The organism is Microbispora sp. H10670, from assembly GCF_014161385.1.
GTDB lineage: Bacteria > Actinomycetota > Actinomycetes > Streptosporangiales > Streptosporangiaceae > Microbispora > Microbispora triticiradicis.
Genome location: NZ_JABBWW010000022.1, coordinates 113,387 through 137,841 on the forward strand (window position 1 = coordinate 113,387; position 24,455 = coordinate 137,841).

General features: G+C 69.2%; 19 protein-coding genes. 3 read left to right on the plus strand and 16 right to left on the minus strand.

Going from position 1 to position 24,455, the window contains the following annotated elements; genetic code table 11:
• Positions 1 to 17: 17 nt before the first annotated feature.
• The 3 genes from HHX33_RS26585 to fxsA form a co-directional block, all read right to left on the minus strand.
• The gene (locus HHX33_RS26585) at positions 18 to 1,664 is read right to left on the minus strand and encodes a tetratricopeptide repeat protein (protein WP_182876978.1); all 1,647 of its coding nucleotides are present in this window, start codon (positions 1,662 to 1,664) and stop codon (positions 18 to 20) included.
• Positions 1,661 to 2,542: an SIR2 family NAD-dependent protein deacylase gene (locus HHX33_RS26590; RefSeq protein ID WP_182876979.1), complete on the minus strand. Its 882-nt coding sequence runs from the start codon at positions 2,540 to 2,542 to the stop codon at positions 1,661 to 1,663. The genes HHX33_RS26585 and HHX33_RS26590 overlap by 4 nt, the downstream gene beginning before the upstream one ends.
• 114 nt (positions 2,543 to 2,656) lie before the next feature.
• Positions 2,657 to 2,824 carry an FxSxx-COOH cyclophane-containing RiPP peptide gene (gene fxsA / locus HHX33_RS26595; RefSeq protein ID WP_182876980.1) on the minus strand — a complete coding sequence of 56 codons (168 nt, stop codon included), beginning with the start codon at positions 2,822 to 2,824 and terminating at the stop codon, positions 2,657 to 2,659.
• A 185-nt stretch (positions 2,825 to 3,009) separates the two neighbouring features.
• On the opposite strand from fxsA, the gene fxsT reads away from it, so the two are divergent.
• Entirely contained in the window at positions 3,010 to 5,505 is a 2,496-nt protein-coding gene (gene fxsT, locus HHX33_RS26600; RefSeq protein WP_182876981.1) for an FxSxx-COOH system tetratricopeptide repeat protein, read from the plus strand.
• Positions 5,506 to 5,531: 26 nt separating this feature from the next.
• On the opposite strand, the gene HHX33_RS26605 is transcribed toward fxsT, so the two are convergent.
• The 8 genes from HHX33_RS26605 to HHX33_RS26640 all read right to left on the minus strand — a co-directional run bounded on the left by HHX33_RS26605 (position 5,532) and on the right by HHX33_RS26640 (position 16,406).
• Positions 5,532 to 6,821: an AbrB family transcriptional regulator gene (locus HHX33_RS26605; RefSeq protein WP_182876982.1), complete on the minus strand. Its 1,290-nt coding sequence runs from the start codon at positions 6,819 to 6,821 to the stop codon at positions 5,532 to 5,534.
• Between the two features lie 199 nt (positions 6,822 to 7,020).
• Positions 7,021 to 8,505: an AAA family ATPase gene (locus HHX33_RS26610; RefSeq protein ID WP_182876983.1), complete on the minus strand. Its 1,485-nt coding sequence runs from the start codon at positions 8,503 to 8,505 to the stop codon at positions 7,021 to 7,023.
• Between the two features lie 61 nt (positions 8,506 to 8,566).
• Positions 8,567 to 9,514, minus strand: a complete 948-nt coding sequence (locus HHX33_RS26615) for a hypothetical protein (RefSeq protein WP_182876984.1) — start codon at positions 9,512 to 9,514, stop codon at positions 8,567 to 8,569.
• A gap of 55 nt (positions 9,515 to 9,569) precedes the next feature.
• The gene (locus HHX33_RS26620) at positions 9,570 to 10,709 is read right to left on the minus strand and encodes a winged helix DNA-binding domain-containing protein (RefSeq protein ID WP_182876985.1); all 1,140 of its coding nucleotides are present in this window, start codon (positions 10,707 to 10,709) and stop codon (positions 9,570 to 9,572) included.
• A gap of 47 nt (positions 10,710 to 10,756) precedes the next feature.
• Complete coding sequence (locus HHX33_RS26625; RefSeq protein ID WP_182876986.1) at positions 10,757 to 13,222, minus strand: tetratricopeptide repeat protein; 2,466 nt, start codon at positions 13,220 to 13,222, stop codon at positions 10,757 to 10,759.
• A gap of 179 nt (positions 13,223 to 13,401) precedes the next feature.
• Positions 13,402 to 14,535, minus strand: a complete 1,134-nt coding sequence (locus tag HHX33_RS26630) for a protein-L-isoaspartate O-methyltransferase family protein (protein WP_182876987.1) — start codon at positions 14,533 to 14,535, stop codon at positions 13,402 to 13,404.
• Between the two features lie 96 nt (positions 14,536 to 14,631).
• A complete protein-coding gene (locus HHX33_RS26635) occupies positions 14,632 to 15,747 on the minus strand; it encodes a sensor histidine kinase (RefSeq protein ID WP_182876988.1) in 1,116 nt (371 codons plus the stop codon).
• Positions 15,744 to 16,406: a response regulator transcription factor gene (locus HHX33_RS26640; RefSeq protein WP_182876989.1), complete on the minus strand. Its 663-nt coding sequence runs from the start codon at positions 16,404 to 16,406 to the stop codon at positions 15,744 to 15,746. The genes HHX33_RS26635 and HHX33_RS26640 overlap by 4 nt, the downstream gene beginning before the upstream one ends.
• 139 nt (positions 16,407 to 16,545) lie before the next feature.
• Between HHX33_RS26640 and HHX33_RS26645 the strand changes: the two genes are divergently transcribed.
• Positions 16,546 to 18,063, plus strand: a complete 1,518-nt coding sequence (locus tag HHX33_RS26645; protein ID WP_182876990.1) for a hypothetical protein — start codon at positions 16,546 to 16,548, stop codon at positions 18,061 to 18,063.
• 84 nt (positions 18,064 to 18,147) lie between these two features.
• Here the strand turns inward: HHX33_RS26645 and HHX33_RS26650 are convergent, their stop codons facing one another.
• From HHX33_RS26650 to HHX33_RS26670, 5 genes are all read right to left on the minus strand, one after another.
• A complete protein-coding gene (locus tag HHX33_RS26650; protein WP_182876991.1) occupies positions 18,148 to 19,374 on the minus strand; it encodes an RNA polymerase sigma factor in 1,227 nt (408 codons plus the stop codon).
• Between the two features lie 25 nt (positions 19,375 to 19,399).
• Positions 19,400 to 19,771 carry a YciI family protein gene (locus HHX33_RS26655; protein ID WP_182876992.1) on the minus strand — a complete coding sequence of 124 codons (372 nt, stop codon included), beginning with the start codon at positions 19,769 to 19,771 and terminating at the stop codon, positions 19,400 to 19,402.
• Positions 19,772 to 19,911: 140 nt separating this feature from the next.
• On the minus strand, positions 19,912 to 20,400 hold the full coding sequence (locus HHX33_RS26660; RefSeq protein WP_182876993.1) for a hypothetical protein: 489 nt from the start codon (positions 20,398 to 20,400) through the stop codon (positions 19,912 to 19,914).
• 109 nt (positions 20,401 to 20,509) lie between these two features.
• Positions 20,510 to 21,715: a hypothetical protein gene (locus HHX33_RS26665; protein WP_182876994.1), complete on the minus strand. Its 1,206-nt coding sequence runs from the start codon at positions 21,713 to 21,715 to the stop codon at positions 20,510 to 20,512.
• On the minus strand, positions 21,709 to 22,947 hold the full coding sequence (locus HHX33_RS26670) for a DUF4145 domain-containing protein (RefSeq protein WP_182876995.1): 1,239 nt from the start codon (positions 22,945 to 22,947) through the stop codon (positions 21,709 to 21,711). Before HHX33_RS26670 ends, HHX33_RS26665 begins: the two co-directional genes overlap by 7 nt.
• A gap of 588 nt (positions 22,948 to 23,535) precedes the next feature.
• Between HHX33_RS26670 and HHX33_RS26675 the strand changes: the two genes are divergently transcribed.
• Positions 23,536 to 24,006: a hypothetical protein gene (locus tag HHX33_RS26675; protein ID WP_182876996.1), complete on the plus strand. Its 471-nt coding sequence runs from the start codon at positions 23,536 to 23,538 to the stop codon at positions 24,004 to 24,006.
• Positions 24,007 to 24,455 lie beyond the last annotated feature (449 nt).

Here is a 24,455-nt window from a genome sequence, read left to right on the forward strand (position 1 = left end):
TGCCCAGCATAGTGAGATCACGCTGTCTGCCGGAGCATTTCCCTCGCCTGCTTGAGCAGGTCGGGCGGCAGCCGGTCGAGCACGCCGGTCACGACCTGGGCGGCGGCCTTGGGAGTGCCCGCCCTGACCAGGGCCTCGGCGAGGGCCAGGTGAGCGGCCATGTCGTTGGGCGCCCAGCTCAGCGCAGCGGTGATGCGCTCGATCGCCTTCACGTGGTCCCCCTGGCGCAGCCACAGCAGGCCGTCGGCCCGGAGCATCCGCGCCACGCCGTCGAACCTCTGGCGCTCGGCGTAGAGTTCGACGGCTTCTTCGCAGTACCGCCGTGCGGTCTCGTACTCGCCGTTCTCCACGGCCACCTCGGCCAGGATCTCGGCGGCCTCCGCCCGCACCCACGACTCGCCGAGGTCGGAGGCCCGCACCGCCTCGTCGGCGAGCCGCCGGGCCTGCTCCCACTTGCGGCCAGCCAGCGCGGCACGGGCCGCCCGCAGGTACGCCTCCGGGGAGTCGGAGCGGGAGATCGGCCGGATGAGCCGGTCGTGGGCGAGCTCGTACCACCGGATGCCCCGCCGGTGCTCGGCGCGCAGGATGTGCCGGTCCTCCAGGGCCCGTGCCACCGCGTTGGGCATGCTGCGGGTCTGCTGCAGTCCCTCGTACACCATGTTGCGGGTGCCGTGCTCGGTGACGAACGTGTTGCGCAACCAGAACTTGATCTCGCCCGGCGACATGTCGAACGCCTCGGCCACCTCGGCGACCACCCGTTTGCAGAAGTCGTAGAGGAACTCCTCCACGTCGGCGTACGCACGGGCGTGCCGTTCGGTGATCTCGGTGACGCCGGGCGGGAGCGACTCCCACAGCGCGGCGCAGACGACCTGCAACTGGACCGGCTCGACGGTGTCCAGCATGATCTTCGACTCGTGGCCGGCCTCGTCGACGATGACGGCCGTGCGCAGGTCGTCCACGAGCAGTTCGGCGGCGGCCGTCGTGATCGTCCTGCCGGTGTGCCCGAGCGGCCGCGCCACCGCCTCGCGGGCCGCCTCGGGGGTGAACGGCCGCAGGTGGAAGCGGGCCCGCGAGCCCTGCCCGAACGGCCGCTCGTACGGCAGGACGAGGAACAGGTACTCCTCCCGGAGCGAGAGCAGCAGGTGCAGCCCGGTGTGCTCCTGCACGGCGGTGGTCAGCTGGTCCAGCAGCTCGGCCCGGTCGCGTTCCCCGGCCGGCCCGCCCTGGAACATCTCCTCCGCCTGGTCGACGGCCGCGAGGATCGGCATCGGGTCGCCGTACTCGTCGGTGCGCTCGGGCCGGGCCCGCAGGAACTCCGTAACCGTCAGACCGGCCGTCGCGCGCGGGTCCCGCTCGGGTTCCCAGCAGGACAGCAGCGCGGCCACGTACGGGTTGCCGCTGCTCTCCGGCGGCCGGGGCCGGGGATGGACCCTGGCGACCGGCAGCAGGTCGACCCGCCCGGGATCGAGCCGGGGGAGCACGCCCGCCTGCAGCAGCGAGGTCTTGCCGACTCCGGACGCGCCGTAGAGGACGGTGAGCCCGGCCGCCTGCCACAGGGTGGCGATCTCCCGCGCCTCGCGGTCGCGACCGTGGAACAGGGCGCTCTCGTCACGGTGGTACGGGCGCAGTCCCACGTAGGGGCGGGCGGACGCGGTCTCCGTCATGTCGTCCTCATCCTGTCCAGCAACTCCTGGAAGAAGTCCTCGGTGCTCCCGATGTAGATGGAGATGCTCCAGCCGTCGAGGTAGCGCTCCAGGTACTCCTGCGCCTTGCCCGCGGCGCCGGCGACCGTCCCGCTCAGCTCCGGCAGAAGCTGGACGCTGACGTGCCGCCGCCTCCGCGTGAGCGGAACGGGCCGGATGAGGCCGTGGAAGAGCACCCGGAAGTTCCAGTCCTGAAGGCTGTAGCCCACGAACAGCAGGGGTCTGGCGGTCATCGCGGCGAGCACGGGGGTGGGCAGCGGCTGCCGCACCCCGGAGGCACGGGCGTCGACCATGTTGACCAGATATTCGAGGTAGTCGTCCTCGGTGAGGACGAGCGACGCGGGATCGTCCCAATGACCGTGGAGGTGGTAGACCAGCGGCCGCCGGGACGTCGGCTCCAGCGCTTCGATCTCGTCCGGCTTCGTGTCCCACCAGGTCGAGGTGTACGTCTCCGGCGACTTGGGCTCCGCTTCGGACCGCTGCAGCGCCTGCGTCATGAAATCGTCGTAGTTGGTGGTGATGAACGTGGTGATGGGAAATTGCGCGAGCATCGTGTGCGGATCGAGCGCATTAACGGCCGCACCGGCCGGATACCGCTTCAGGTAATCGCAGATCTCGTGTTTGAGCTCGACCGAGTCCCGGCCCAGGAGCGCCACGTACTGCATCACCCGGGCCAGGTTGCCCGAGTCGGCGAACGGATACCGATACTCGTGCGCGAAATGCCGGCTGAGTTCGCCGCCGGTGGGCAGCCGCCCGAAACAGGATCCCGCGCCGAGAAGCGGCGTGCAATCACCCCTGCGGAGCTGCCTGATCAGCCGTTCCCAGTCCGCATCGTTCACACGTCATCCCGGGGGTCGCCGCAAAGTCACCAGTTAAGTCGATTATGACCCACGACGACGGCAACGGAACGGCGATTGCTTTGCGGACGGGCCGGATCATCCCGGCCGGAATGCTCAAATAGTCGATTGAAAACCGGCGTAGGGAACAGAGCCATCCTCTTCCAGCAGACGGCGCAGGGCCTCCGACAGCGCCGGATTGTCCACCTGCCCGAGTTCGGCCAGGCTTAGACCGGTCACATCGATCAGACCGCCGCTGTACCCACCATCGGCCATGTCGCCCATGACACTCCTCGTCCGATAAACAGAGGACCCCATCTTCCCCCACGCGTATGGCGAGGTGCCACCAGTCTGGCTCCTTGACTCTTCAATCCACGAGGTGTGGCGCTCTAAGCTTTGTTCAAACCAATCGGGCCCCGGCAAGGGATGGCAGCGTGTCGGTTTCGCACTTTTCGTCGGACTCTGGCCGCATGCCCGTCATTTGGGGCAGAGTTCCCCAGCAGAACAAGAACTTCACCGGACGCGACGACCTGCTCCGCAGACTGCGGGCCGACCTCATGACCGAGACCACGGCCGCGGTCCTCCCCCACGCCCTGCACGGTCTCGGCGGCGTGGGCAAGACCCAGCTCGCGATGGAGTACGCCCACCGCTTCCGGCAGGCGTACGACCTCGTGTGGTGGATCCCCGCCGACCAGCCCATGCTGGTCAAGTCGTCACTCGCCGGGCTCGCCAGGGAGATGAAGCTGCCCAGCGCGGTCTCGGGCGGGATCGAGGACGCCGTCGAAGCCGTGCGGGACGCGCTGCGCCGGGGCGACCCGTACGGCCGGTGGCTGCTCATCTTCGACAACGCCGACGACCCCGAGCAGATCAACGACATCATCCCCCGGGGTCCCGGGCACGTGCTGATCACCTCCCGGAACCACAGCTGGCAGGGGGTGGTCGACACCGTCACCGTGGACGTCTTCGAGCGCGCGGAGAGCAAGGAGTTCCTGCTGCGCCGGGTGCAGCGAGGGCTGAGCGAGGAGCAGGCCGACCGGCTCGCCGAGGCGCTCGGCGATCTCCCGCTCGCGCTGGAGCAGGCCGGCGCCTTCCAGGTCGAGTCGGGCATGTCCGTCGACGAGTACCTGCGGCTGCTGCGGGAGCAGACCACCCGGCTGCTGGGGATCAACAAGGCCTCCGACTATCCGCTTTCGATGACGGCGGCGTGGGCGCTGTCGGTGGCGCAGCTCAGAGAGAAGTCGCCCGAGGCGGTGGAGCTGCTGCGCTGCTGCGCCTTCTTCGGCCCCGAGCCGATCCCGCGGGACGTGTTCGAGCCGCTGCCGGATCCGTTCGCCGCCCAGTCGCGGATGGCCGACCTGTTCGCCGACTCGATCCGGGTGAGCGGAGCCGTCCGCGAGCTCGGCCGGTACGCGCTGGTCCGCATCGACTCCGAGAGCCGCACCCTCCAGATCCACCGGCTGGTCCAGGCGCTGCTGCGCGACGAGCTCGACGATCCCGAGCGGGCCGCGTTCCGGCGGGAGGTGCACCTGCTGCTGGCCGCCGCCGCCGCGCCGTACGAGGCGGACGACACCCAGTCCTGGCCGCGCTACTCGGGGCTGCTCGGCCATGTGGCCCCCGCCGACGTGGCGAGCAGTCATGATCCGCGCATCCGCGCCTTCTCCCTGAACATCGTCCGCTATCTCTACTCGTCGGGCGACTTCCTGTCGGCCCGGTCGCTGGTCGAGCGGTTCATCGAACGCTGGCGGGCCGACAGCGGTGAGGACGATCGGCACGTGTTGTCCGCCCAGCGCCACCAGGCGATCATCATCAGGGAACTTGGCGAGATCCAGGAGTCGTTCGACCTGAACCGGCGTGTGCTGGAGCGCATGCGGCACGTGCTCGGCGAGGACGACGGTGAGACCCTGCTCATCACCAACAGCCACGGGGCCGACCTCCGCTTCCGCGGCGACTTCCAGGCGGCGCTGGAGCACGACAAGGAGTCGCTGCGCAGGCACGAGGCGGTCTTCGGCCCGTCCCACCGGCGGACCCTGCGGGCCATGAACAACCTGGCCCTCGACTACCTGCTGCTCGGCGACTACGCGACGGCGCTGGAGCTGCAGTCCAGGACGTTCACCCTGCAGAAGCGGTCGGGCTCCAGCAAGCAGAACGTGCTGGCCTCCTGGAACGGCCTGGCCCGGCTGCTGCGACTCAACGGCGAGTACCGCCAGGCCTGCGACATCGGCCAGGACGCCTACGACTACGGCGTGCTGGAGCTGGGCCGCGAGCATCCCTGGACGCTCCGGACCGCCAAGGACCTGTCGATCGCCAGGCGCCGGGCGGGCCACATCGAGGAGGCTCTGGAGCTGGCCCGCAGCACCTACGACCTGCAGGAGCGCATCTTCGAGGAGGTCGACCACCCCGACACCCTGGCCGCCGCCCTCTGCCTGGCGAACGCCCAGCGGGCCTACGGCGAGACCGGCGCGGCGCTCGAACTGCTGGAGGACATGACCACCCGCTATCCGCGCATGTACGGCGAAGACCACCCGTTCAAGTACGGCTGCGACACCAACCTCGCGCTGCTGCTGCGGGTGAACGGTCAGGCGGAGCAGGCCAGGGACATGGACGCCCGGGCGCTGGACGGATTCGACGGCCGCCTCAGCCGGGACCACCATTTCTCCCTCACCTGTGCGATCAACCTCGCCAGCGACCTCGCCGCCCTGGGCGACGCCGAGGCGGCCAGGGAGCTGGGCGAGGACACACTGGCGCGGCTACGCGCGCTGCTGGGCGAGAACCACCCGCTGACCCTCGCCGCCGCCGCCAACCACGTGATCGACCTGCGGTCGGTGGGAGACGCCGAGGCGGCGGACACGCTGCTGGCCGACACGCTGGAGCGGTACGTCCGGGTCCTGGGCCCCGAGCACCCCGACGCCGTGGCGACCCGCGAGGGCCGCCGGCTCGACTTCGACTTCGACCCACCGGTCCTCTGACCCGACGCCCCCCGCATCAGGCGGCATCATGGAGAGCCCGATCTCGCGGAGGTGAGCCGTGCCCTCGGCGGCGCGGGCGCGGGCGCGGCGGTTCGGCGGGGCCGCGCGGGGGCGCTGAGCACGGACAGGGCGACCCGGACCAGCAGGGGTGCGAGCAGCGCCATGAGGAAGAGCCTGAAACTCTGCACGCCGGAGATCAGGGAGACGTCGGCGTCGGTGACGACGGCGGTGGTCAGCACGGCGTTGATCCCGCCGGGCGTGGTGGCCAGGTAGGCGTCGGAGAACGGGATGTCCAGGATCCGCGCCAGGCCGGCCGCCAGCACGGCGCATCCCCCGCTCACCACCGCCGTCAGGGCGAGGAGCACCGGCAGCAGCGAGCGCACCCTGCGCAGCGTGTGCCGGGTGAAACGCAGGCCCACGTCGAGGCCGACCAGGGTGAACAGGGCAGTTCTCAGCGCGCCCGCCGGGGCGTACGCCGGCGGCGCGTCCATCGGGACGATCTCCGTCAGCGTGCCGGTCAACGTGACCAGCGCCGTGCCCAGAGCGGTGAGGAGCATCGGGCCGAGCAGCGCCGGGCACGGCAGCCGCGTCTTCCTGCCCAGGAACACGCCGAGGGCCGCGACGGCCGCCAGGAGCAGGAGCCCCACCCACTGATGGTCGCCCGCGACGAACCGCCCCCACTCACGGCCGGCGACCGGCGCCTCGCGCGCGCCCGTTCCGCCGGCGACCCAGTCGATGATCACCGGAGCGGTGGCCGCGACCAGGCCGACCCGTAAGTACTGCATGAACGCGACGAGCCGGGTGTCCGCGCCGAGTTCCTCGGCGGAGGCGACCACGGCGGTGGAACCCCCCGCCACCATGCCCAGGGTCGCGCTCGCCCGGTCGACCCCGGCGCGGCGGGCGAGGATCGCCGCCGCGCCGACGCCCATGACGACGGCGGCTCCCGTGACGGTGGTGAGCGGGACGACCGCACCGGCGGTGTCGCTCAGGGCGTGCGGGTTCAGGTGCGTGCCCAGCAGGACCCCGAGGAGCGCCTGGGCCACCCGGTTCGCCCACCGCGGCGCCTTGTCGGGCATCACGCCGGTGAGGGCCAGGCAGAGGCCCAGCGCCATCGGCACGAGCAGGTGCGGCGCGGGGATCCGCTGTCCCATCGCCTCGGCCGCGAGACCCCCCGCCGCGAGCGCGGCCGGCCAGCGGAGCGCCCGTACGAGACGCGGGCAGGTCCGGACCGTACGGCTCGCGCTCGGGGAGCTCCTGAAGGACGCCCCGGTCGCCGGACAGGCCTGATCACGAGAGCCGTCTGTCCGGATTGGCATGGATTGAGAACCGCTGAGCACCCTCAACGATGCGGCATCGCAGGTAAAGCCACCGTATGACCCGGCAATGCTCCGGTGAGGATTGCCCGTTTGATCGTCATCAGCGGGAGCGGAGAAACGCCGGGGACGCGTGGTAACGCCCATGGCCCGAACCGATACCCGCACCAGCAGTCAGGACGGACGCAGGCGATGATCTCCGTCAGACGATGCCGTAGATCTCGTCGAGGCCGACCAGGCGGAGGCCGTCATCGGATGCGGCCGAGGCCCGCAACTCCTCAGTGAAACCCGCACCGCCGTAGCAGGCCAGGGTCGTGCCGCTGGTGTCGTACCCCTTGGCGGCCAGGAGGTCGCGGGCGCGGGCCAGCCGCGCCAGGTGGTGACGGCTCATCATCTCACCCCACTTGACCTCCCCCAGGGACAGCAGCCTGCCCGCCCGGCCTCCCTCGGGAGGAGAGAAGACGGCCACGTCGATCTCTATCTGCGTACGGTTCTGCGGATCGTTCACGACGCCCGCGCCGACCGCGGCGGGGAAGCCGCCGTACACCTCCTCGCCGGCGGCCTGGGCGTAGGCGCGGCACAGGGCCTCGAAGTGGGGGCCCACGACCTGGGCCTGGAAGGTCTCGCGCACCGAGCCCCACACCATCTCTCCGCGGTAAGCCTCCAGCTCAGGCCACCGGCGGCGCATCACCCCCTCGTAGAAGGTGATCAGAGGCTCCACGATGCGGTACCGGGAACGGCCCGGGCGGAAGACATCCGGCTCACGGGTGACCAGCGCACAGGCTTCCAGCACGTTGAGAGGGTGCGTGATCTGGTCGGACCTGCGTCCGATATAGCTCGCGATGCCGCCGTTCGTGGTATTGCCACTGGCGATCGCCGCCAGCACGGAGTGGTAGAGCGCCGGGTCTCGGATGTCCGACTCCTCAGCGAGCAGATAGCGGGCCTCGCGGAAGAGGGGCTTCTGCGGGTTCAGGACGCTTCTGACGACCCAGGAGTCGAAGTCGTCCAGACCGGCGGGAGCGTCCCCCTGGGTGAACTCGTACCGGTAGGCGGGAGTACCTCCGACGATCGAGTGGACCAGCACCGCCAGACGTGGATCCGTGAGGCCCCAGAACCGCGCGGCGTCCCGGTAACCGAAGGGCTGGACGACCAGTTCAAGCCCGGCCCGTCCCCGCAGCGGCGCCTGCCCGGAGAGCAGGCCGCCCATCACCGCCATGGCCGATCCGCAGAGGACCAGGCGCGCGGAACTGTCCCGGCCGCTGCCGCCCGGACCGAGTTCGCGCTGGATGATCGACGGCAGACTCGGAGTCACCCTGGACAGGAAGGGGAACTCGTCCACGACCACCAGGGTCGGCCGGTCGCCGCGTGACCTGCGAAACAGCTCGGCAACCGCGTCGTTCCAGTCGCGGAAAGGCCGATCGAGCGCCTCACGCGTGTGCCGCACCAGCGCGTCCGCGAAGAGCCGGAGCGACTCCGCCTCCGTAGCCTCGGTGGCGGCGAAGTACATGCCTCCGGTCTCCTCCGCCAGCGCCTGCAGAAGGTAGCTCTTGCCCTGTCTGCGGCGTCCGCTGACAATCCCGAGCGTGGCTCCGCGCCCTGCATCCACCGAGGCGCCCGCCGATACGAAGGAGTTAAGCCCCTGCCATTCCCGTACCCGGTCGAAGACCCGCTCCGGCTTCGGAACCACTCCTGCCTCCACTCTCAGTGAACAGAAGTATAGTTCCCGGAACTACGGTTCTGTGACCGCGTCAGGTGGGGAGGACGTAGCCTCCCACGGAGGACGGGATCACGAAGGAGTCGATCCGCGTCAACCGGTGCGTCGACCGGTTCAACCGGTACCAGGTGTGGAGCCTGCGCTCCTCGCCGCCGACCCGGCGGTCGGAGCGGGTCAGGACGTCGATGTGACCGGCCTTGTCCCAGCGCGCCCGCAGAGCGTCCTCCCCCGTACGGAGCCGGATGGTGATCGTGCTTTTCTTGCCGGTGGCGAGGTTGCGGGTGACGACCATGTTCCGGACGGACTTGCCGGTCTTCGTCCACTTGGTGGCGGCCACGGTGACGCCGTCGGGGCCGAGGTCGCCCCGCATGTAGACGGAACGCCGCAGCTTCACCGACCACGTGCCGGTCGAGTAGAGCACGGCCGTGCGGTTGTTCCCCGCCATCATCCGTCTGCCGTCGGGGCCGAAGTCCCAGGTCTGGTATCCCCTGGGCAGGGTGAAGACCTTCCCGGTGGTCGTGTCGGCGACCCGGTCGACCTCCCATTCGGAGGCGTCGACGCCGCGCATGCTGACGTACCGCCCGCCCGGAGAGAGGGTCAGCGCGTTCATCTGGAGGTCGTCCGGCCAGGTCACCCGGGGGATCTCGCGCGCCCTGCCGGTGGCGGCCGTCCAGATCGTGAGCACGCCGTCCTTCCCGCCGAAGTACGCCGCCTGGGCGCCGTCCTGGGAGACCGCGACGACGGCGGCGGCGACGTACTCGTCGTCGCCCACCGTCCTGCGCGCGCCCGGGAGCGCGACGACGCGGCCGTTGCTCAGCCACAGCTTCAACGGCCCGCACGCGTGCCGGCCGCCGTCGCTCCGCAGGCAGGAACCGATCCCGGCGTAGCGGATCACCGGCTTGACCGCTGCGGCCTCGGCATGGGGAGTGATCGTGAGTGGGGCGGCGGTCACGACCGCGGCCAGGAGTACCCGGTACGGCATTCCGGCATCTTCGCACACCGTCACGGACGTTCGGGTGCAGAAAGCAAGAGATGGCTCAGCCGGGGAGAACCCGCACCTCTGCGGCGGGCAGGTCGGCCCACCAGCGGTCGTAGGCGCGGTAGAGCCGGGTGTCCCGGCCGGTCAGCAGCGCCACCAGCGCCCGGGCCTCCTCGGCGAGCCCCTCCCACGCCTCGGCCGGCAACGGGTGGAAGGCGGTCGCCTCGACTCCGCCCTCGACCTGGCGCCACACGCCCGCGACGTACCCGTCGACCAGGAGCGTCGGCAGCACGTCGCCGTTCGTCCGGATCACGAGCCTGCGGTACTCCGGCGGGAGGACGCGGCTCCGGTCGGCGTACGCCAGCAGGACGCTGTCCCACATGGCCATCAGCCGGGGAGGGGCGGGGGTGTCCGCGGCGGGCCGCGGCGCGCCCGGCACGTCGTACAACTCCGCGCCGCCGGGCCCCTCCACCCGCTCCAGTACGGCGGAGAGGGCGCCCAGCGCGCCGCGCACCCTGGACCGCTGCACCAGGGCGAACTGCGCCACGTCCGCCACGGACGCGGGACCGAAGCCCTCCAGGTAGCGGGTGACCAGCGTCTGCAGGTACTTGTCGGACAGGTCCCTGTCGTACGGCGCCGGCGGCGTCCCCGACGCGATGTACGACGGCCGTGGGCCGAACGACCACGGCCCGCCCATCGGAACGTGCAGCAGCGGCGCGAACGACCGCACCGCCCACCACACGCCTTGCGGCGGGACGGCGAGCCGTTCGGCGAGCCAGGCCTGGACCTCGGCGTTGGTGCGGGGCCGGTCCGCGAACTCCAGCAGATCCGGGAGGAGCGCGTCGGCGTCGGCTGCCCCGAGGCCGCTCTCCGTGAAGCGGCGGTCGCCGAGCCTCGCGCCGCGCAGCGTCGGCTGCATGGCCGTGTGCATGGTCGGGTGGTCGTCGGCGTGCACCACGTGCAGCGTGATCCGCATCAGCGTCGCCTTGACCAGCGCCCGCCCGGCGAACGCCACGTCGAGGTCGGCCGGGTCGAAGGCGGCGAGCCGGTTCCACAACGCGATGTACGGTGAGGCGGGCTGCTGTGCCTGTAGCGCGACCACGCGCCGGACCGCGTCGACGACGCCGACCGGCTCCCGCCGCAGCAGCAGTTGCCGGGCGAGCGTGGCGCGGTTGAGGTCCTGTGCCGTGATTGTCATGGTGCACAAGGACTGTAACGGACCCCGCGCCTTCGCGGATCGGCGCTCTACGAGAGCGCCTCGGCCTCCTCCGGCCGTCCCAGCCTGCGCAGCACGATCGCGAGGTTGCCCCGCGTGATGAGAGTGTCCGGGTGCTCCTCGCCCAGAACCCGGCGGTGTGCCTCCAGCACCGCCCGATTCTCGGCCTCGGCCTCCTCCAACCGCCCCCGCTCGCACAGCACGGTCGCGAGGTTGCCCCGGGAGGCGAGAGTGTCGGGATGCTCCTCACCCAGAACCCGGCGCTGCGCCTCCAGCACCGCCCGGCTCTCGGCCTCGGCCTCCTCCAACCGCCCCCGCTCACACAGCATGTTCGCGAGGTTGCCCCGGCTCTTCAACGTGTCCGGGTGCTCCTCGCCCAGAACCCGGCGGGAGATCTCCAGCTCCGCCCGTTGCTCGGCCTCGGCCTCCTCCAGTCGTCCCAGCCTGCGCAGCACGATCGCGAGAGAGCTCCGGCTGTCCAACGTGTCCGGATGCTCCTCACCCAGAACGCGACGCTGCGTCTCCAGCACCGCCCGGCTCTCGGTCTCGGCCTCCTCCAGCCGTCCCAGCTTGCGCAGCACGTTCGCGAGGATGCATCGGCTCTTCAACGTGCGCGGATGCTCCTCGCCGAGGACCCGGCGGTGCGCCTCCAGCACCGCCCGGCTCTCGGTCTCGGCCTCCTCCAGCCATCCCAGGCTGGTCAGCACCGCCGCGAGGTTGCCCCGGCTGCCCAGCGTGTACGGATGCTCCTCACCCAGGGTCGCCCTGTCGATCGCCAGAGCGTGGGACGCGAAGGTGCGAGCGCGCCGGTAGTTGCCCTCGTCGCGTTCGTGGCGGGCGGCCTCGCGGAAGATCTGGTCGTGCTCCCGGGGTTCGCCTCCGATGGAGTGATGACGGACCAGGTTCTCCACATGAGGGCTCAACACCCGCCGGCGAAGGCGCCCGTCGGACGGGGACAGCCTCGCCGAAGCCGTCCAGGCGCCGGCCAGCCAGGCCAGCGCGAGGTCCCGAGCGGACCCACCCTTTGGGGCCGGCCTCGTCTGGTCCTCGCCCGCGACCACCGCCTGCACGAGCCGGTGGACGGAGACGGTGTCCTCGGTCAGCGTGACGAGGCTGTAGGAGTGCAGCAGCCGCAGCGCGTCCAGCACCATGGGCCTGTCGTCGTCGCCCAGGATGTCACGGGGGATGTCGTCGGGGGCGTAGCAGGCCAGCACCCGCAGCAGACGCACCGCGTAGGGATCGCGCTCGCCGATGGTGTCCAGGTGGACGCGCCAGAGCCGGGCGATGGTCCGCTCGGCCTCTCCTCCCTCGGGAAGTGCGGCGTACATGTGCGCGGGACGAGCCGTCAACAGGGACAGATACCCATCGGGGCTGATGCGGGACTCGCGGATGTAGGCGCCGGCCTGTTCCAGCGCCAGCGGCAGATGCCCCAGCTCCGCGGCGATCGCCTCGATCGCGGGCCGATCGCCGGGCCGGTCCCGCTCGCCCACCGCCGCGATCAGCTCGGTCGCCGCGACCTTGTCGAGCACCTCCAGGGGGAGCGGCCGTACGCCGCCGGGCCAGCGCACCAGCCGCCGCGTGGTGACCAGGATGTGCCCGGTGTGGAGCTGGCCCAGCAGGTCTCGCACATGCGCCGGATCCTCGACGTTGTCGAGCACCAGCAGCCAGTCTTCATGGGCCTGCAGCCACCCCCGCGCCCAGTCGGCCGCCTGATCCCCGGTCAGGGCCGACGCCGTCGGCGGATGCAGCCGTTCGGCCAGCTCGGTCATTCCTGCCTGGATCCGCTCGGCGCTCTCGGCGTTGATCCACCAGGCCAACCGGTAGCGCTCCCGGTTGGCGACGGCGTACTGGCGGGCCAGTTCGGTCTTGCCGACACCACCCAGGCCGTGGATCACCTGGCCGATGACCACCCGGGCCCGGTCCCCGGACAGCTCGTGGTCGAGCAGGGTCAGCGCGCTCTCCCGCCCGACGAACACCGCGGCGGGGCCGTCGGAGACGTTCGTCAGCTTCGCCGGCAGGTCCACCTCGGCCGGAGCGCGCAGCGTCCCCGGCTCCAGTTTGATCGTCCGGTTGTCGACGGGTGAATGATCGCCCGTGGTCACCACTCCGGAGATGTGCTCGGCGGCCACCGCTCTGTCGCCCGATGCCTCGATCTCGGTACGCGCGGGGAGGTCGTGTCCCCCGTGCTCGGCTGTCACGTGGTGGCCCGCGCCGTCTCCGGTGGAGACCCTCGCGGAAGTGGTTCGCGTGCCGATCGACCGCGGCCCGGACGCGGTCACCCGCACCTCTGTGGCCTGATGGTCGGACCGCAGAGCGCGGCGGCTGAGCACCACGCCGTACCCGGAAAGGCCCAGGCCGAGCAGCCCCACGAACACGCCGATGACGCTGGCCCACTTGTCGGCGTCGTCAAGGCCGGCCCTGAACAGCAGCACTCCCAGCGCCACCAGGGCGAGGCCCGCGACCGTTCCGCCCGCTATCCGCCACCCGCGCCTCATGGATTCATGATGAATCGCACTCCGAAAACGTGTGGCTACTTATGAGAAATCGCAACGGAGCGCCCTTCTCCGCAATCGGCGGGAATTACGTGCATAACCGCCCGAATCATCCCTTGGTCACGTTGCGGAGGCTATATCAGGATTCGCGAAGAGGGCGGTGCTCACAGCGGGGCGGCCGGTCAGGCGATGGTGGCCTGCCACCGCCCGCGCTCCAGCCGGATCGCGCCATCAGGGGTGATGGTGACCCATGCCCCGTACAGGGGCAGGCCGCCGTCGACGAGCCACTGATGGCGGATCTGGTCGAGGATGTCCCACAGACGCCGCGGCCCGCTTTGGTGGACGAGCGGGGCCTCGTCGCGCACGCCCTCGGCACGCGCCCAGGAGCCGTCCGCGTGGACCATCCACGCCGTCCGCCGGCCGTCGTCACCCGCCTCGAACCAGTGCGAGACGCCCGGAGCGGTCACCTCCAGCATCGACCGGAGCTCCCACGCCTCGATCACCTCGACCATCGGGTACCGGCCGCGTCCGACGTCCTCGCCGTCCTGGTCGCGGATCTCCTCGAACCTGGCGCTGAGCCCGGGCGGGTAGTCCTCGCCGTGCCGGGTCGTCATGAACCCCGCCCGGTCCCACTGCACCCGCCCGAAGGCGCCGCCGTCGCCGGTCCTGTCCGCGACGATGATGATCATCGTGTTCGCGATCGTCGTGACCAGGCGCCCTCCGGGACGCAGCGCCGCCAGCCAGCTCGCCGGGACCGGCCGTACGGACACCATGGCCGCGATGCGGTCGAACGTCCCCGGCAGGGGCCCGGTGGCGTCACAGGTGACGACCCGCGGGTGCAGGCCGATCCTGTCGAGCCGCTCGGTCGCGGCCTCGGTCAGGTAGGCGTCCAGGTCCACGCTCGTCACGTGCCGATCGCCGAGCCGCCGGGTGAGCAGCGCGGCGCCGTACCCGGAGCCGACGCCGACGTCGAGCACGTCGACGCCGTCCTGGATGTCGGCGTGCTGGTAAATGCGCACGGCCAGGCCGGGCAGAGTCGAAGACGACGTCGGCAGTCCGGCCGGGTGATCCTCGCCCGTGGCGTGGTCGGCGTGTGACGACCCGACCCGGGTCACGAGCGACACGTCGGAGAAGGCCGCCTTCAGCCATTCCCGCTCGTCGGCCGGCCCGTCCCGCAGCGTCCAGAGTCCGCCGCGGTGTTCCCACCATCTCGGGACGAACAACTGGCGCGGCGTGGTGGCCACCGGCCCGCGCCAGCGCGAGGCGGGCCGGGTGACGTCGGCGGCGAGCCGTGCGGCGTGCTGTTCCCAGGTCATCGTTCCCTCGTCGTGTCCGGGTCTCGGAAGCGCGGGTCACAAGCGGGCCGGTCCGGCGTCACACGGTCCCCGCCCTCCTTCACCGGTCCGGCGCCCTCATTGTCCCTGGCTTGGAGGAGAACCGTGCGTGAACCGCACGGTGATGGACAGGCCTCCTTCGGGGCGTGCGCGGGCGGCCAGGGTGGCGTGGTGAGCCTGGGTGACGGCACTGACGATGGCGAGGCCGAGGCCGTACCCGTCGCGGCCGTGCCGTTCGGGCGCCAGTTTCTGGAAGGGTTGGAAAAGGCGCTGGATCTGGTCCTCGGGGACGACCGGCCCGCTGTTGACGACCGTGAGGGCCACCTGCGTGCCGGAGGTCCACGTCGTGACCTTCACGTGCCCGCCTGCGTCGTTGTGGCGGATGGCGTTGTCGACGAGGTTGGCGACGAGGCTTTCGATCAGTCCCGGGTCCCCGGACGTCACCGCGGGCGTCAGGTGGGCGGCGAGGTCGACGCCTCTCCGCGTCGCCTGGTCACGACGGGAGGCGAGCACTCCTCCGGCGACGTCGGCGAGGTCGAGGGTGTCCCAGCGGGTGACGCCGCGCTCGCTGGTGGCCAGGGCGAGCAGTGCTTCGACGAGCCGCTCCTGGTATCCGCCCAGAGCGAGGGCCTCCTGGCAGGCCGAGCGCAGGGTGCCGGCGTCGGCGTCAGGGTCGGCGAGGGCGACTTCGAGGAGGGTGCGCAGGCCGGCGAGAGGGGTGCGCAACTCGTGGGAGGCGTTGGCGACGAAGTGGCGCTGGGCGTCGAAGGAGGCTTCGAGCCGGGCGAACAGGTCGTCCAGGGTGTGACCGAGTTCGGTCAGCTCGTCCGTGGGCTCGCCGAGGTCCAGGCGCCGGTGGAGGTTCCCTGCGGAGATGATTTGAGCCGTGGCGGTGATGGCGCGCAGCGGGTCCAGGAACCGGCCGGCGACGTACCAGCCGAGGGCCAGGGCGACGGGAACCAGGACGACCAGGGCGACGGCGGACCCGGTGAGGAGTTGGGGCAGGCCGATCCCGGACTCCGTCTCGGTGACGGTGCTCGGTTCGGGCAGGCCCGCTGGTCTGGTCTCCTGGATGCCGGCGAGCGGGAGGTCGACGAAGACGAGCACCAGGACTCCCGCGGCGTAGACGCCCGCCGCGTAGACGAGTGCGAGCCGCTTCCGCAGGGACCTTCTGGCGAGTCGCCGGGAGGTCATGCCGGTCCGATGCGGTAGCCGCCTTCGCGGATGGTCTCGATCACGGGCGGGTCGCCGAGTTTGACCCTCAACCGGTGCATGGTGTGCTTGACGGCGCTGCTGAAGGGGTCGGCGGCCTCGTCCCACACGCGTTCGAGCAGTTCCTCGGCGGAGATGACCAGGCCGGGTACGGCGAGCAGGCATTCGAGCAGGGCGAACTCCCTGGGGCTCAGGTCGAGGCGCCGGCCCGCCCGGGACGCGGCACGGCGGGCCGGATCGAGGGTGATGTCCCCGCATTCCAGGGTGGGCGGCAGCGGCGGGGTGGCGCGGCGGGCCAGGGCGCGGACGCGGGCGACCAGTTCGGCGAACGCGAACGGCTTGGGCAGGTAGTCGTCGGCGCCGAGGCCGAGCCCGTCGACGCGGTCCTCGATCGTGCCGGAGGCGGTGAGCATCAGTACGCGGGTCTCGCAGCGGCTGTTGGCGAGCCGCCGGCAGATCTCGTCCCCGTGGACACCGGGCAGGTCGCGGTCGAGGATCACCACGTCGTAGCGGATGGCGGCCAGGCGGTCGAGGGCGGCGGTTCCGTCCAGGACGACGTCGACGGCCATGCCCTCGCGGCGCAGCCCGGTTCCGATGGAGCGGGCGAGGACCTCGAAGTCCTCGACGACGAGGACCCTCACCGCCGCTCACCGCCGACCGTCGGGCGGGCGGAGCGGCCGGGTCGAGGTGCCATGTCTCCACCATGCCAGTTCCCCGGTCGCAGCCAGGTCGCGGCGGCCGCGACCCGGCTGGAACCGGGTGCCCCGTACAACCGTCGCCATGAATCCACTGAAGCCTCGCCGGCTCGGCCGGCAGGACGGTTTCCCCCGGGCGCTGCACGCGGAGTGGACCAGGTTCCGCACCAGGTGCGGCTGGGTGCTCGCCATGGCGGCCTCCGTGCTGGTCACCGTGTCGCTCGGACTGCTGATCGCCGGGGGCGTCCGCAGCACGTGCGTGACCGGGAAGGGCGAGGGCCCCTGCCCCGCGCCTCTGGTGGGCCCCGACGGCACGGCGGTCAGCGACAAGTACTACTTCGTGCACCAGCCGCTCAAGGGGAACGGCGCCGTCACCGCCCGGGTGTCGGACCTGACCGGGCAGATGCGGATGCCGGACGCCGTCCCCGGGGTGCGTAATGTCAAGGAGGGGGTCGTGCCGTGGGCGAAGGCCGGGCTCCTGGTCAGGCAGAGCCTCAAGCAGGGCACACCGTACGCCGCCGTGATGCTCACCGGAGAGCACGGCGTACGGATGCAGTACGACTACACCCACGACGTGGCCGGTGATCCTCACGACGGCCCGCGGTGGCTGCGACTGACCAGGTCGGGCGAGACCGTCACCGGCTACGAGTCGGACGACGGCAGGACGTGGACCGAGGTCGGCGCGGCCACGCTGACCGGGCTGCCCGAGACGGTCGAGATCGGGCTGTTCGCCACCTCGCCAGGAGTGCTGTGGAAGACGGCAGAGGCCTTCGCCCAGGCCACCGCCACCTTCGACCAGATCACATTGCAGGGCGCCGACGGTCCGTGGCGCCGCGACGACGTCGGCGCCGTCATGGAGCCCGACGGCAGGACGCCGCACCACCCGGGCGGGGCCGTCGAGTCCGGCGGCAGGTTCGTCGTGACCGGGGGCGGCGACATCGGTCCCGCCACGATGGAGGGCGGCGTACGCGCCGACCTCATGCTGACCGGCGGGGCCCTGGGACTGATCCCGGTGCTCGTGGCGGCGGTCACGTTCTTCACGGCCGAGCACCGGCGCGCTCGGATCAGGACCCTGCCGCAGCCGGCGCGGCCACTGGCGGCCAAGGCCATCGTGGTCGGCGCGGTCGCGTTCGCGGCGGGGCTGGTGGCCGCGGGGGTCGTGGTCCCCGTCGGCCTGGCGATACTGCGTGCCCATCAGAACCCGGTCCAGCCGATCCCCCTGAGCACCGAACTCCGGGTGATCATCGGCTACGCGGCGCTGACCGCGGCCTCCGCCGTACTGGCTCTGGGCCTCGCCGCGCTGGTCAGACGGACCGTCGTCGCCGTCGGGCTGGCCGTCGCGCTGGTCGTCGTGCCCTACCTGCTGGCCACCGTGGGCCTGCCGTCATGGCTGCTGACGATCACCCCGGCCGCCGGTTTCGCGATCACGCAGAGCGTCCCCACGTTCGCGCACGTGGACGTGATCCCTTCACTGCTCGGAGGTTACTACCCGCTCCCGCCATGGGCGGGCTTGGCCGTCACCTGCGGATACGCCGCCCTCGCCCTCGTGGCGGCGACAGCCGTACGCCGCGGAGAAGTGCCTCGTCAGGGTCCGCTCACCTGAAGGTGCGAGAACCACCGCCACCGGACCGCGGAGCGGGAGAAGTCAGCCCGGAGAAGTCAGCCCGGAGAAGTCAGCCCGGAGAAGTCAGCTCAGCGCGGCCGCCTTGCGCAGCAGCACCGAGCGTTCGCGCTGGTTGGCGCACAGCCGGGCGGCCAGCTCCAGCTCGGCGCGCGCTTCCGGTCGCCGTCCGAGCCGGGCCAGCAGCTCACCGCGTACGGTCGGGACCAGATGCGAACCGGGGAGCCGGTCCGAGGCGATCAACTCGTCCACGATGGCCAGGGCCTGCGCCGGGCCCGAGGCCATGGCGACGGCGACGGCCCGGTTGAGCTCGACCACCGGCGAGGGCGCGACCCGGCCGAGTGCCTCGTAGAGCACCACGATCCGGTCCCAGTCGGTCGCCTCCACCGAGGGCGCCGACGCGTGGACGGCGGCGATCGCGGCCTGCAGGCCGTAGGGGCCGAGGCCGCGAGCCGACGCCTTGGCCAGCGCGGCCAGCCCACGGCGGATCGCCGAGTAGTCCCACCGCCGCCGGTCCTGCTCGTCGAGCAGGACCGGCGAACCGTCCGGGCCGGTCCGGGCCGGGAAACGCGCGGCCGTCAGCTCGCACAGCGCCAGCAGACCGTGCACCTCCGGTTCGTCCGGCTGCAGCGCGGCCAGCGTGCGGGAGAGCCGGATCGCCTCGTACGCGACGTCGGGGCGCAGCAGCCGGTCGCCCGACGTGGCCGTCGACCCCTCGGTGAAGATCACGTAGAGGACGCTGAGCACGCCGCCCAGCCGCTCCCGGCGCTCGGCGGCCGGCGGCAGCTCGAACGGCACCCCGGCCGCCGCGATCGTCTTCTTGCCCCGGGTGATGCGGGCCTGCACGGTCGGCACGGGTACGAGGAACGCGCGGGCGATCTCCTCGCTGGACAGGCCGCCGACCACGCGCAGGGTCAGCGCCACCCGCGCCTCCGGGGAGAGCACCGGGTGGCAGCTGACGAACATCAGCGCCAGTACGTCGTCATCGATCCTGTCGGGATCGATCTCCTCCTCGACCGCTGATTCAGCCGCCGAGTGGGCCGCCAGCAGGGCGTATCGGTCCTGGAGGGCGGTCCGGCGGCGGATCGCGTCGATCGCCCGCCGCCGGGCCGTGGCCATGAGCCAGCCGGCCGGATTCGCCGGAGCGGCGAGCGGCCACGACACCAGCGCCTCGGCCACCGCCTCCTGGGCCGCGTCCTCGGCCAGCCCGAAATCGCCGGTGAACCGGGTCAGCGCGGCGACGATCCGCGCCGACTCGATCCGCCAGACGGCCTCGACATCGGCCGTACCCATCAGATCCGGCCCCTGCTCTCGTTGGTCACTCGCCGACCTGCGGGACCTCGTCGCTCCCGGGCACCCGCCGGATCTCGATCTTCGACCCGGGGGCCGCCGGGACCCGCTTGGCCCACTCGACCGCCTCCTCTTTCGAGGCGACGTCGAGCAGGAAGAAGCCCCCGAACAGTTCCTTGGTCTCGCCGTACGGCCCGTCCGTGACCACCGGGGTCTCGCCGCTGAAGTCGACCACGACGCCCTGGCCCGGATCGTCCAGCCCTTCCGCCGCCAGGAGAACGCCGGCCTTGACCGTCTCCTCGATGAAGCGGTGGGTCCTGGCCATCAACTCCTCGATGTCGGCCATCATGGCCGCGTTCGACTCATCGGTGCCCCGCATGATCAACAGGTACTTCGACATCGCGTTCTCCTCGTCCGGCGGGGCCGCCTCTCGGCCCTCGCACCCCTACGTCGAACGAGCGGCCCGCGGATCGACACGGCCCCGGAGAAATCTTCCCTCACCGCTCGGAAGAGGAAGGCGGAGCCGTCACGAATCAGGGGTTACTTGAGGAGCTGGGGGGCCATGACCATGCGCTGGATCTGGTTGATGCCCTCGTAGATCTGGGTGTTCTGCGTTTGTGATCTGCGCTGGTGGTGGCATCGGCGGGCGGTGGCATGATGGCGGCGTCGCCAGTGTGACCAGTGCAGGATCTCCTCGGTCCGGCGGTGTCGAGTGAGGGTGAGGGCGGCCAGGAAGCGGCGGATCTCGGGCATCGTCAGGGCGAGATGCTCTTCGTCACCGTCGGGCTGTGCTGCGGCCAGGGCCGCGAGGAAGGCCAGGGCGAGCATCGCCAGGGTGATGTGGCGGTGCCAGCCATCCCAGCTGCAGACCTGGTAGTGGTCCAGCCCGACCTGGCCCTTGGCGGCCTGGAAGGACTCCTCAACAGTCCAGCGGATGCCGGCGATGCGTACCAGGGCGGCCAGCGGTGTCGGTCGGGGTACGTAGCAGGGGTAGAAGGCCAGTTCCCCGGTGGCCGGGTTGCGGCGCATTAGCAGCCATCGGTGACCGGGCCGGTGGCTGTCGTTGCAAGTCCAGGCCCAGGCGTACCAGCGGCGCCCTTTGGCTTTATGTGAGCCTTGTTGTCATTGAAGTCCGGGATCAGAACTTTGGTACCTGCGGAGCATTCGCTCGCCATATAATGAAATATCCCGGTTCGGGCCGGCAACCGACCAGAACGGCAATATTCTTATATATTGCTACGTCCATAAGGGCCCAGGTGGTGTCGAACTCGTTTTCACGAACTGGCATACGGGTCCATGAAGAGCCGTCCACCGAGTACCAGACCAATCCGGCGTCCTCTTGAGTTTCTCCAACGGCCGTGTCTCCGATCGCAATGAATCCGCTGCCCCAGTTGTGTACCGCGTTGATACGACGTTCGCTCGCCGGTACCACGCCGGCGTCAGGCAGTTGCCCTGGATCGATGGTGCCGGGTCGCCATACGCCCTCACGATGGTACCAAACCTGCGGTTCTCCGGGTTTTGGGTTATATGGGAATGCGACCACGGTCGACGCATTTCCGCTCATGTGTTGAACGGCGTCAACTTGCTTGAGGTCCGCGCCGATGCCCTGCCAGTGAACGGCGTCTTGGGATGAGAGAACCCTAGTCCCCCCACTGTAGCTCATGCTCAGTAGAAAGCCGTGTGGAGTCGCTTCAGCTACTGCGCAACAGGACATCTCGTCGGGGGGGTATGGAATTTTTTTCATGTCAAAGACGCGACCATCATAAGAGTGCCAGACGTAGACCCCGTGATAGTTGTCAGGATAATAGGTGTCGTAACCGACGACGATGACGCCAAAAGGTCCAGCTGCAATCGTGGTCCGAATACCTATAGGAGAGTCTACGTTGAGATCCTCCATTGTCAGAGGAATCGCTTTCCAGGCTTCACCGTTCTCGGTTCGCCAAACCACCAGCCTGTTGTGCGAGTTCCAGCCGAGCAGATAGGCGGCTTCGCCATACCCGGCCACTATTCGATTGCAGCTGTAGCAATCGATCATCTTCTCTGGTGTTGCACGATGCCAGTTTAGGCCGTCCTTGGAGGCGTAGACTCCCTCGTCTCGGCCTTCGTTACCACTACCCGTGCTACTAGCTAGGAGCAGCCCGCCGTTCCATCCCACTTCTTGCTTGTCCGGGCCTAACCCAGGCGCCTTTATCGGTGGAACCTTTGTCCACTTTGAAGCCTGGAACGATTCGCGTCTGGACAGAGTGGGCGATACAGCTGACGATATGGGGAGGGTTTGCGTTGAGCTTGCAGTGCAAGATGTCGCGACGAGGATTGCTAATATTGAAGTCAGTTTCTTCAGCATGATGGCCTCCACATCGAGAGGGTGGGATCCATACAAAATCGCCGCGACGCTGTCGTTGCGGTCACCCGGAACGGCGGCTTCCCAGATTCCGGTAGCACCAGTTCGCCCTGGTGGTCGCCGGACGTCCATTCGATGATCAAGCGAAACTCAACGTTACCCGATCCAACCTCAGGAGTTATCAGGAACTGCTCTGGCTCGATCTCGCTAACCTTGTATGGAAAAGGGGCGCTATCACGCTCGGGTACGACCCGTGGTACGGCAGCGTCAAGGTCTACAACATAATGGCGGGGCGTCATTCCGCCCTCACAACCCAGCGGGAGATAGGTGCCGGATACTGCCGGAGAACGCCGTATAACCTCGACTCTCATCTTCTGGAGGATCACAGATCTGCGGTTGAGTCCCTGGACTGTCACAGTAATCCGGCCCCCGCTGCTTAACACCGCGTCGGCTGGCGCCTTATCCGGCGAGTACGGGAACTGGTCGCTGCTCCGGTTCACCACCACCCAACCGGAGTCCCCGCAGCTGACCGGCGCGAATGAGGTCACCGCCGCCACAGGTGTTTCGAAAGGTGGGGTTTGGGTAGCCGAGGTGTTTCCGGCCGGTTTGCTCTCAAATGGCCGCAGAAATGCCCCCGTCGAGTACACTAAAGCAGCAACCATCCCGACTGTCCCGATGGCGACACCGATTACCCTCAGCCTGTTTCGTTTTGGTTGAGTATTTGCCTCGAATGCGGCCTGAAGCTGTGACAGTTGATTTTCGATATCACTAAGCATATCCCGAAACGACGTCGAAGCCGGGGCCTGCGCCTCGAAAGAGTGGGTAACTTCCTTACCTGTTTCCGTGCGATACCACCAGGCGCCGAGCTCGAAGCATGCCGCAACGGCGGACACAGCCTTCTGCCTATCGCCGGAGTAATCGTGAACAGCCTCATTGCCACTTTCACGAACTGTGTGGAAGGCTTGACGAATATGATCTGGAATCACTCCAGCATTCGCTAGTTCATCTATCCGTCCCGCCTGGCCCCTTACCCTCCTGGAATTGATCCCCGCACGCTGAGCGATTATCTTCGCCAGCGTTTCTCCGAATCGGCGTGCCTTGCCCATCGCCGCGTCTGGGTCAGAGTCGACGTAAAGCTCGGCTGCGGCCGCGTCTCCCGCTAACAGTAAAGCCGGCTCGGCAAGAAACCGGAAGTTGCGCGAGTTGCCCACCATCAATGCCAGCTGATCGGCCAATGCCTCCCCTTGAAGATCAAACTGTCGAGCAGTGTAGGCTATCGGGAGAAACGTGTAAGCGAAAGACCCAATTTCTGGCCGGCGGCACCGTGCAGTGTTCTGCGTCGTGCTGTTGGCCCACCTGGGCCGACTGCCCAAACGGGCCTTCAACCAGGGCATACGCTTCTCGATACCTGCGGCGGCTTCTCACTGTCGTACGTGCTCTCACGGAACACCCACAGAACACGATCACAGTTCTCGGTGCTCCAGCCGATCCTGGTCGTAGGGTCCAAGGATGGCTTGCCAGCCGTTACCAACGAGCCGCTCTCGCTGTTCGGTGCCAAAACGCAAGGCCGTTGGGCCGCCAGGTTCGAACACAAGAAGCGGCACGGAAGACGACCTTCCGCTTTTCCGGCGAAACAACCACCCTGCTCCCCCGGTCTGCGCCGAGGTCAGCGGTGCTGCTCGGATGCCGAGGTGCGCTCATGGTGGCCGACGTTGTCGTCACCGTTGTCGTCAGGTCGGACGCCGGGGCGTGTCAGGAGAAAGGCTCACCCGGAACTTAAGCCTCCTGATGAGCGTTTCTCGTGGCAGAAGGGAGGGCTCGCCTTGCTGACTACCATCCTCGGCATCGGCTCGTTAATCGGACTCGCTATCTCTCTGTTACTGCTGGCCTGGCAAACTCGCGCTGTCGCAAAACAAACCGCCGCAGTCGCTCGCCAGGCCGAAATCGAAAACGGGATTGCCGCCGCCGAAGTCCACGATAAGGTCATGAGCGGTATGCGGGAGGTCCTGCTTCAGTTGGTGGCGCACCCGGATTTGCGCGCCTATTTCTACGATGGCAAGCCCTGCCCCCACCGTGGGAAGCGCCGACACCAGGTGCTCTCCCTGGCCGAGGCATTTGCCGATACGTTGAGTTCGGGACTTAAAGCCCACGCGTGGACTCCGTCTGCTCCAACATTGCACGGGTGGCCACAGTATTGCCGCTACATGCTGGCGCACAGTCCTGCGCTCAGGCTAATCGTGCAGCGTTGGCCCGCGTGGTGGCCGGATCTCTCGAAACTCAGCGACGACGGCTGACGACCTCATTACGAGTTATGACACGATCGTCCAGGACCGTCCACCGTCATCTCGTTGGACCTGGTCAGGCGGCGTTGATGAGGTCATTCCGTCCAGCATCGTCCAGACCTGTCCACGGCTGTTGTCAGCAGCCGCGTTGGCAAGAGCGCTCCGTTGGAGCGGGGGTCGACCTCTTATACCGAGAAGCGGATATCGGATGAAGGCTCCGTTCACCCAGATCGGGCCTTGACCGCACCGTGATCCGGGGCGACAGGTGCTGCACCTGCTCTATCGAGTTCGCCCGTACCTGGACACCTAAGTTCTGCGTGCGAGAACAAGCCGGCAGCGCGGGCTGCCATCTTCGCGTCGGCCAAGGGCCGTCAAAGGGACTGTCGTCACGGTGAATCCGGCTGCTGTCAGGTCATTGCGGACCGCGTGCAGCGGGCAGGTGCCGTAGTACATGACGAAGG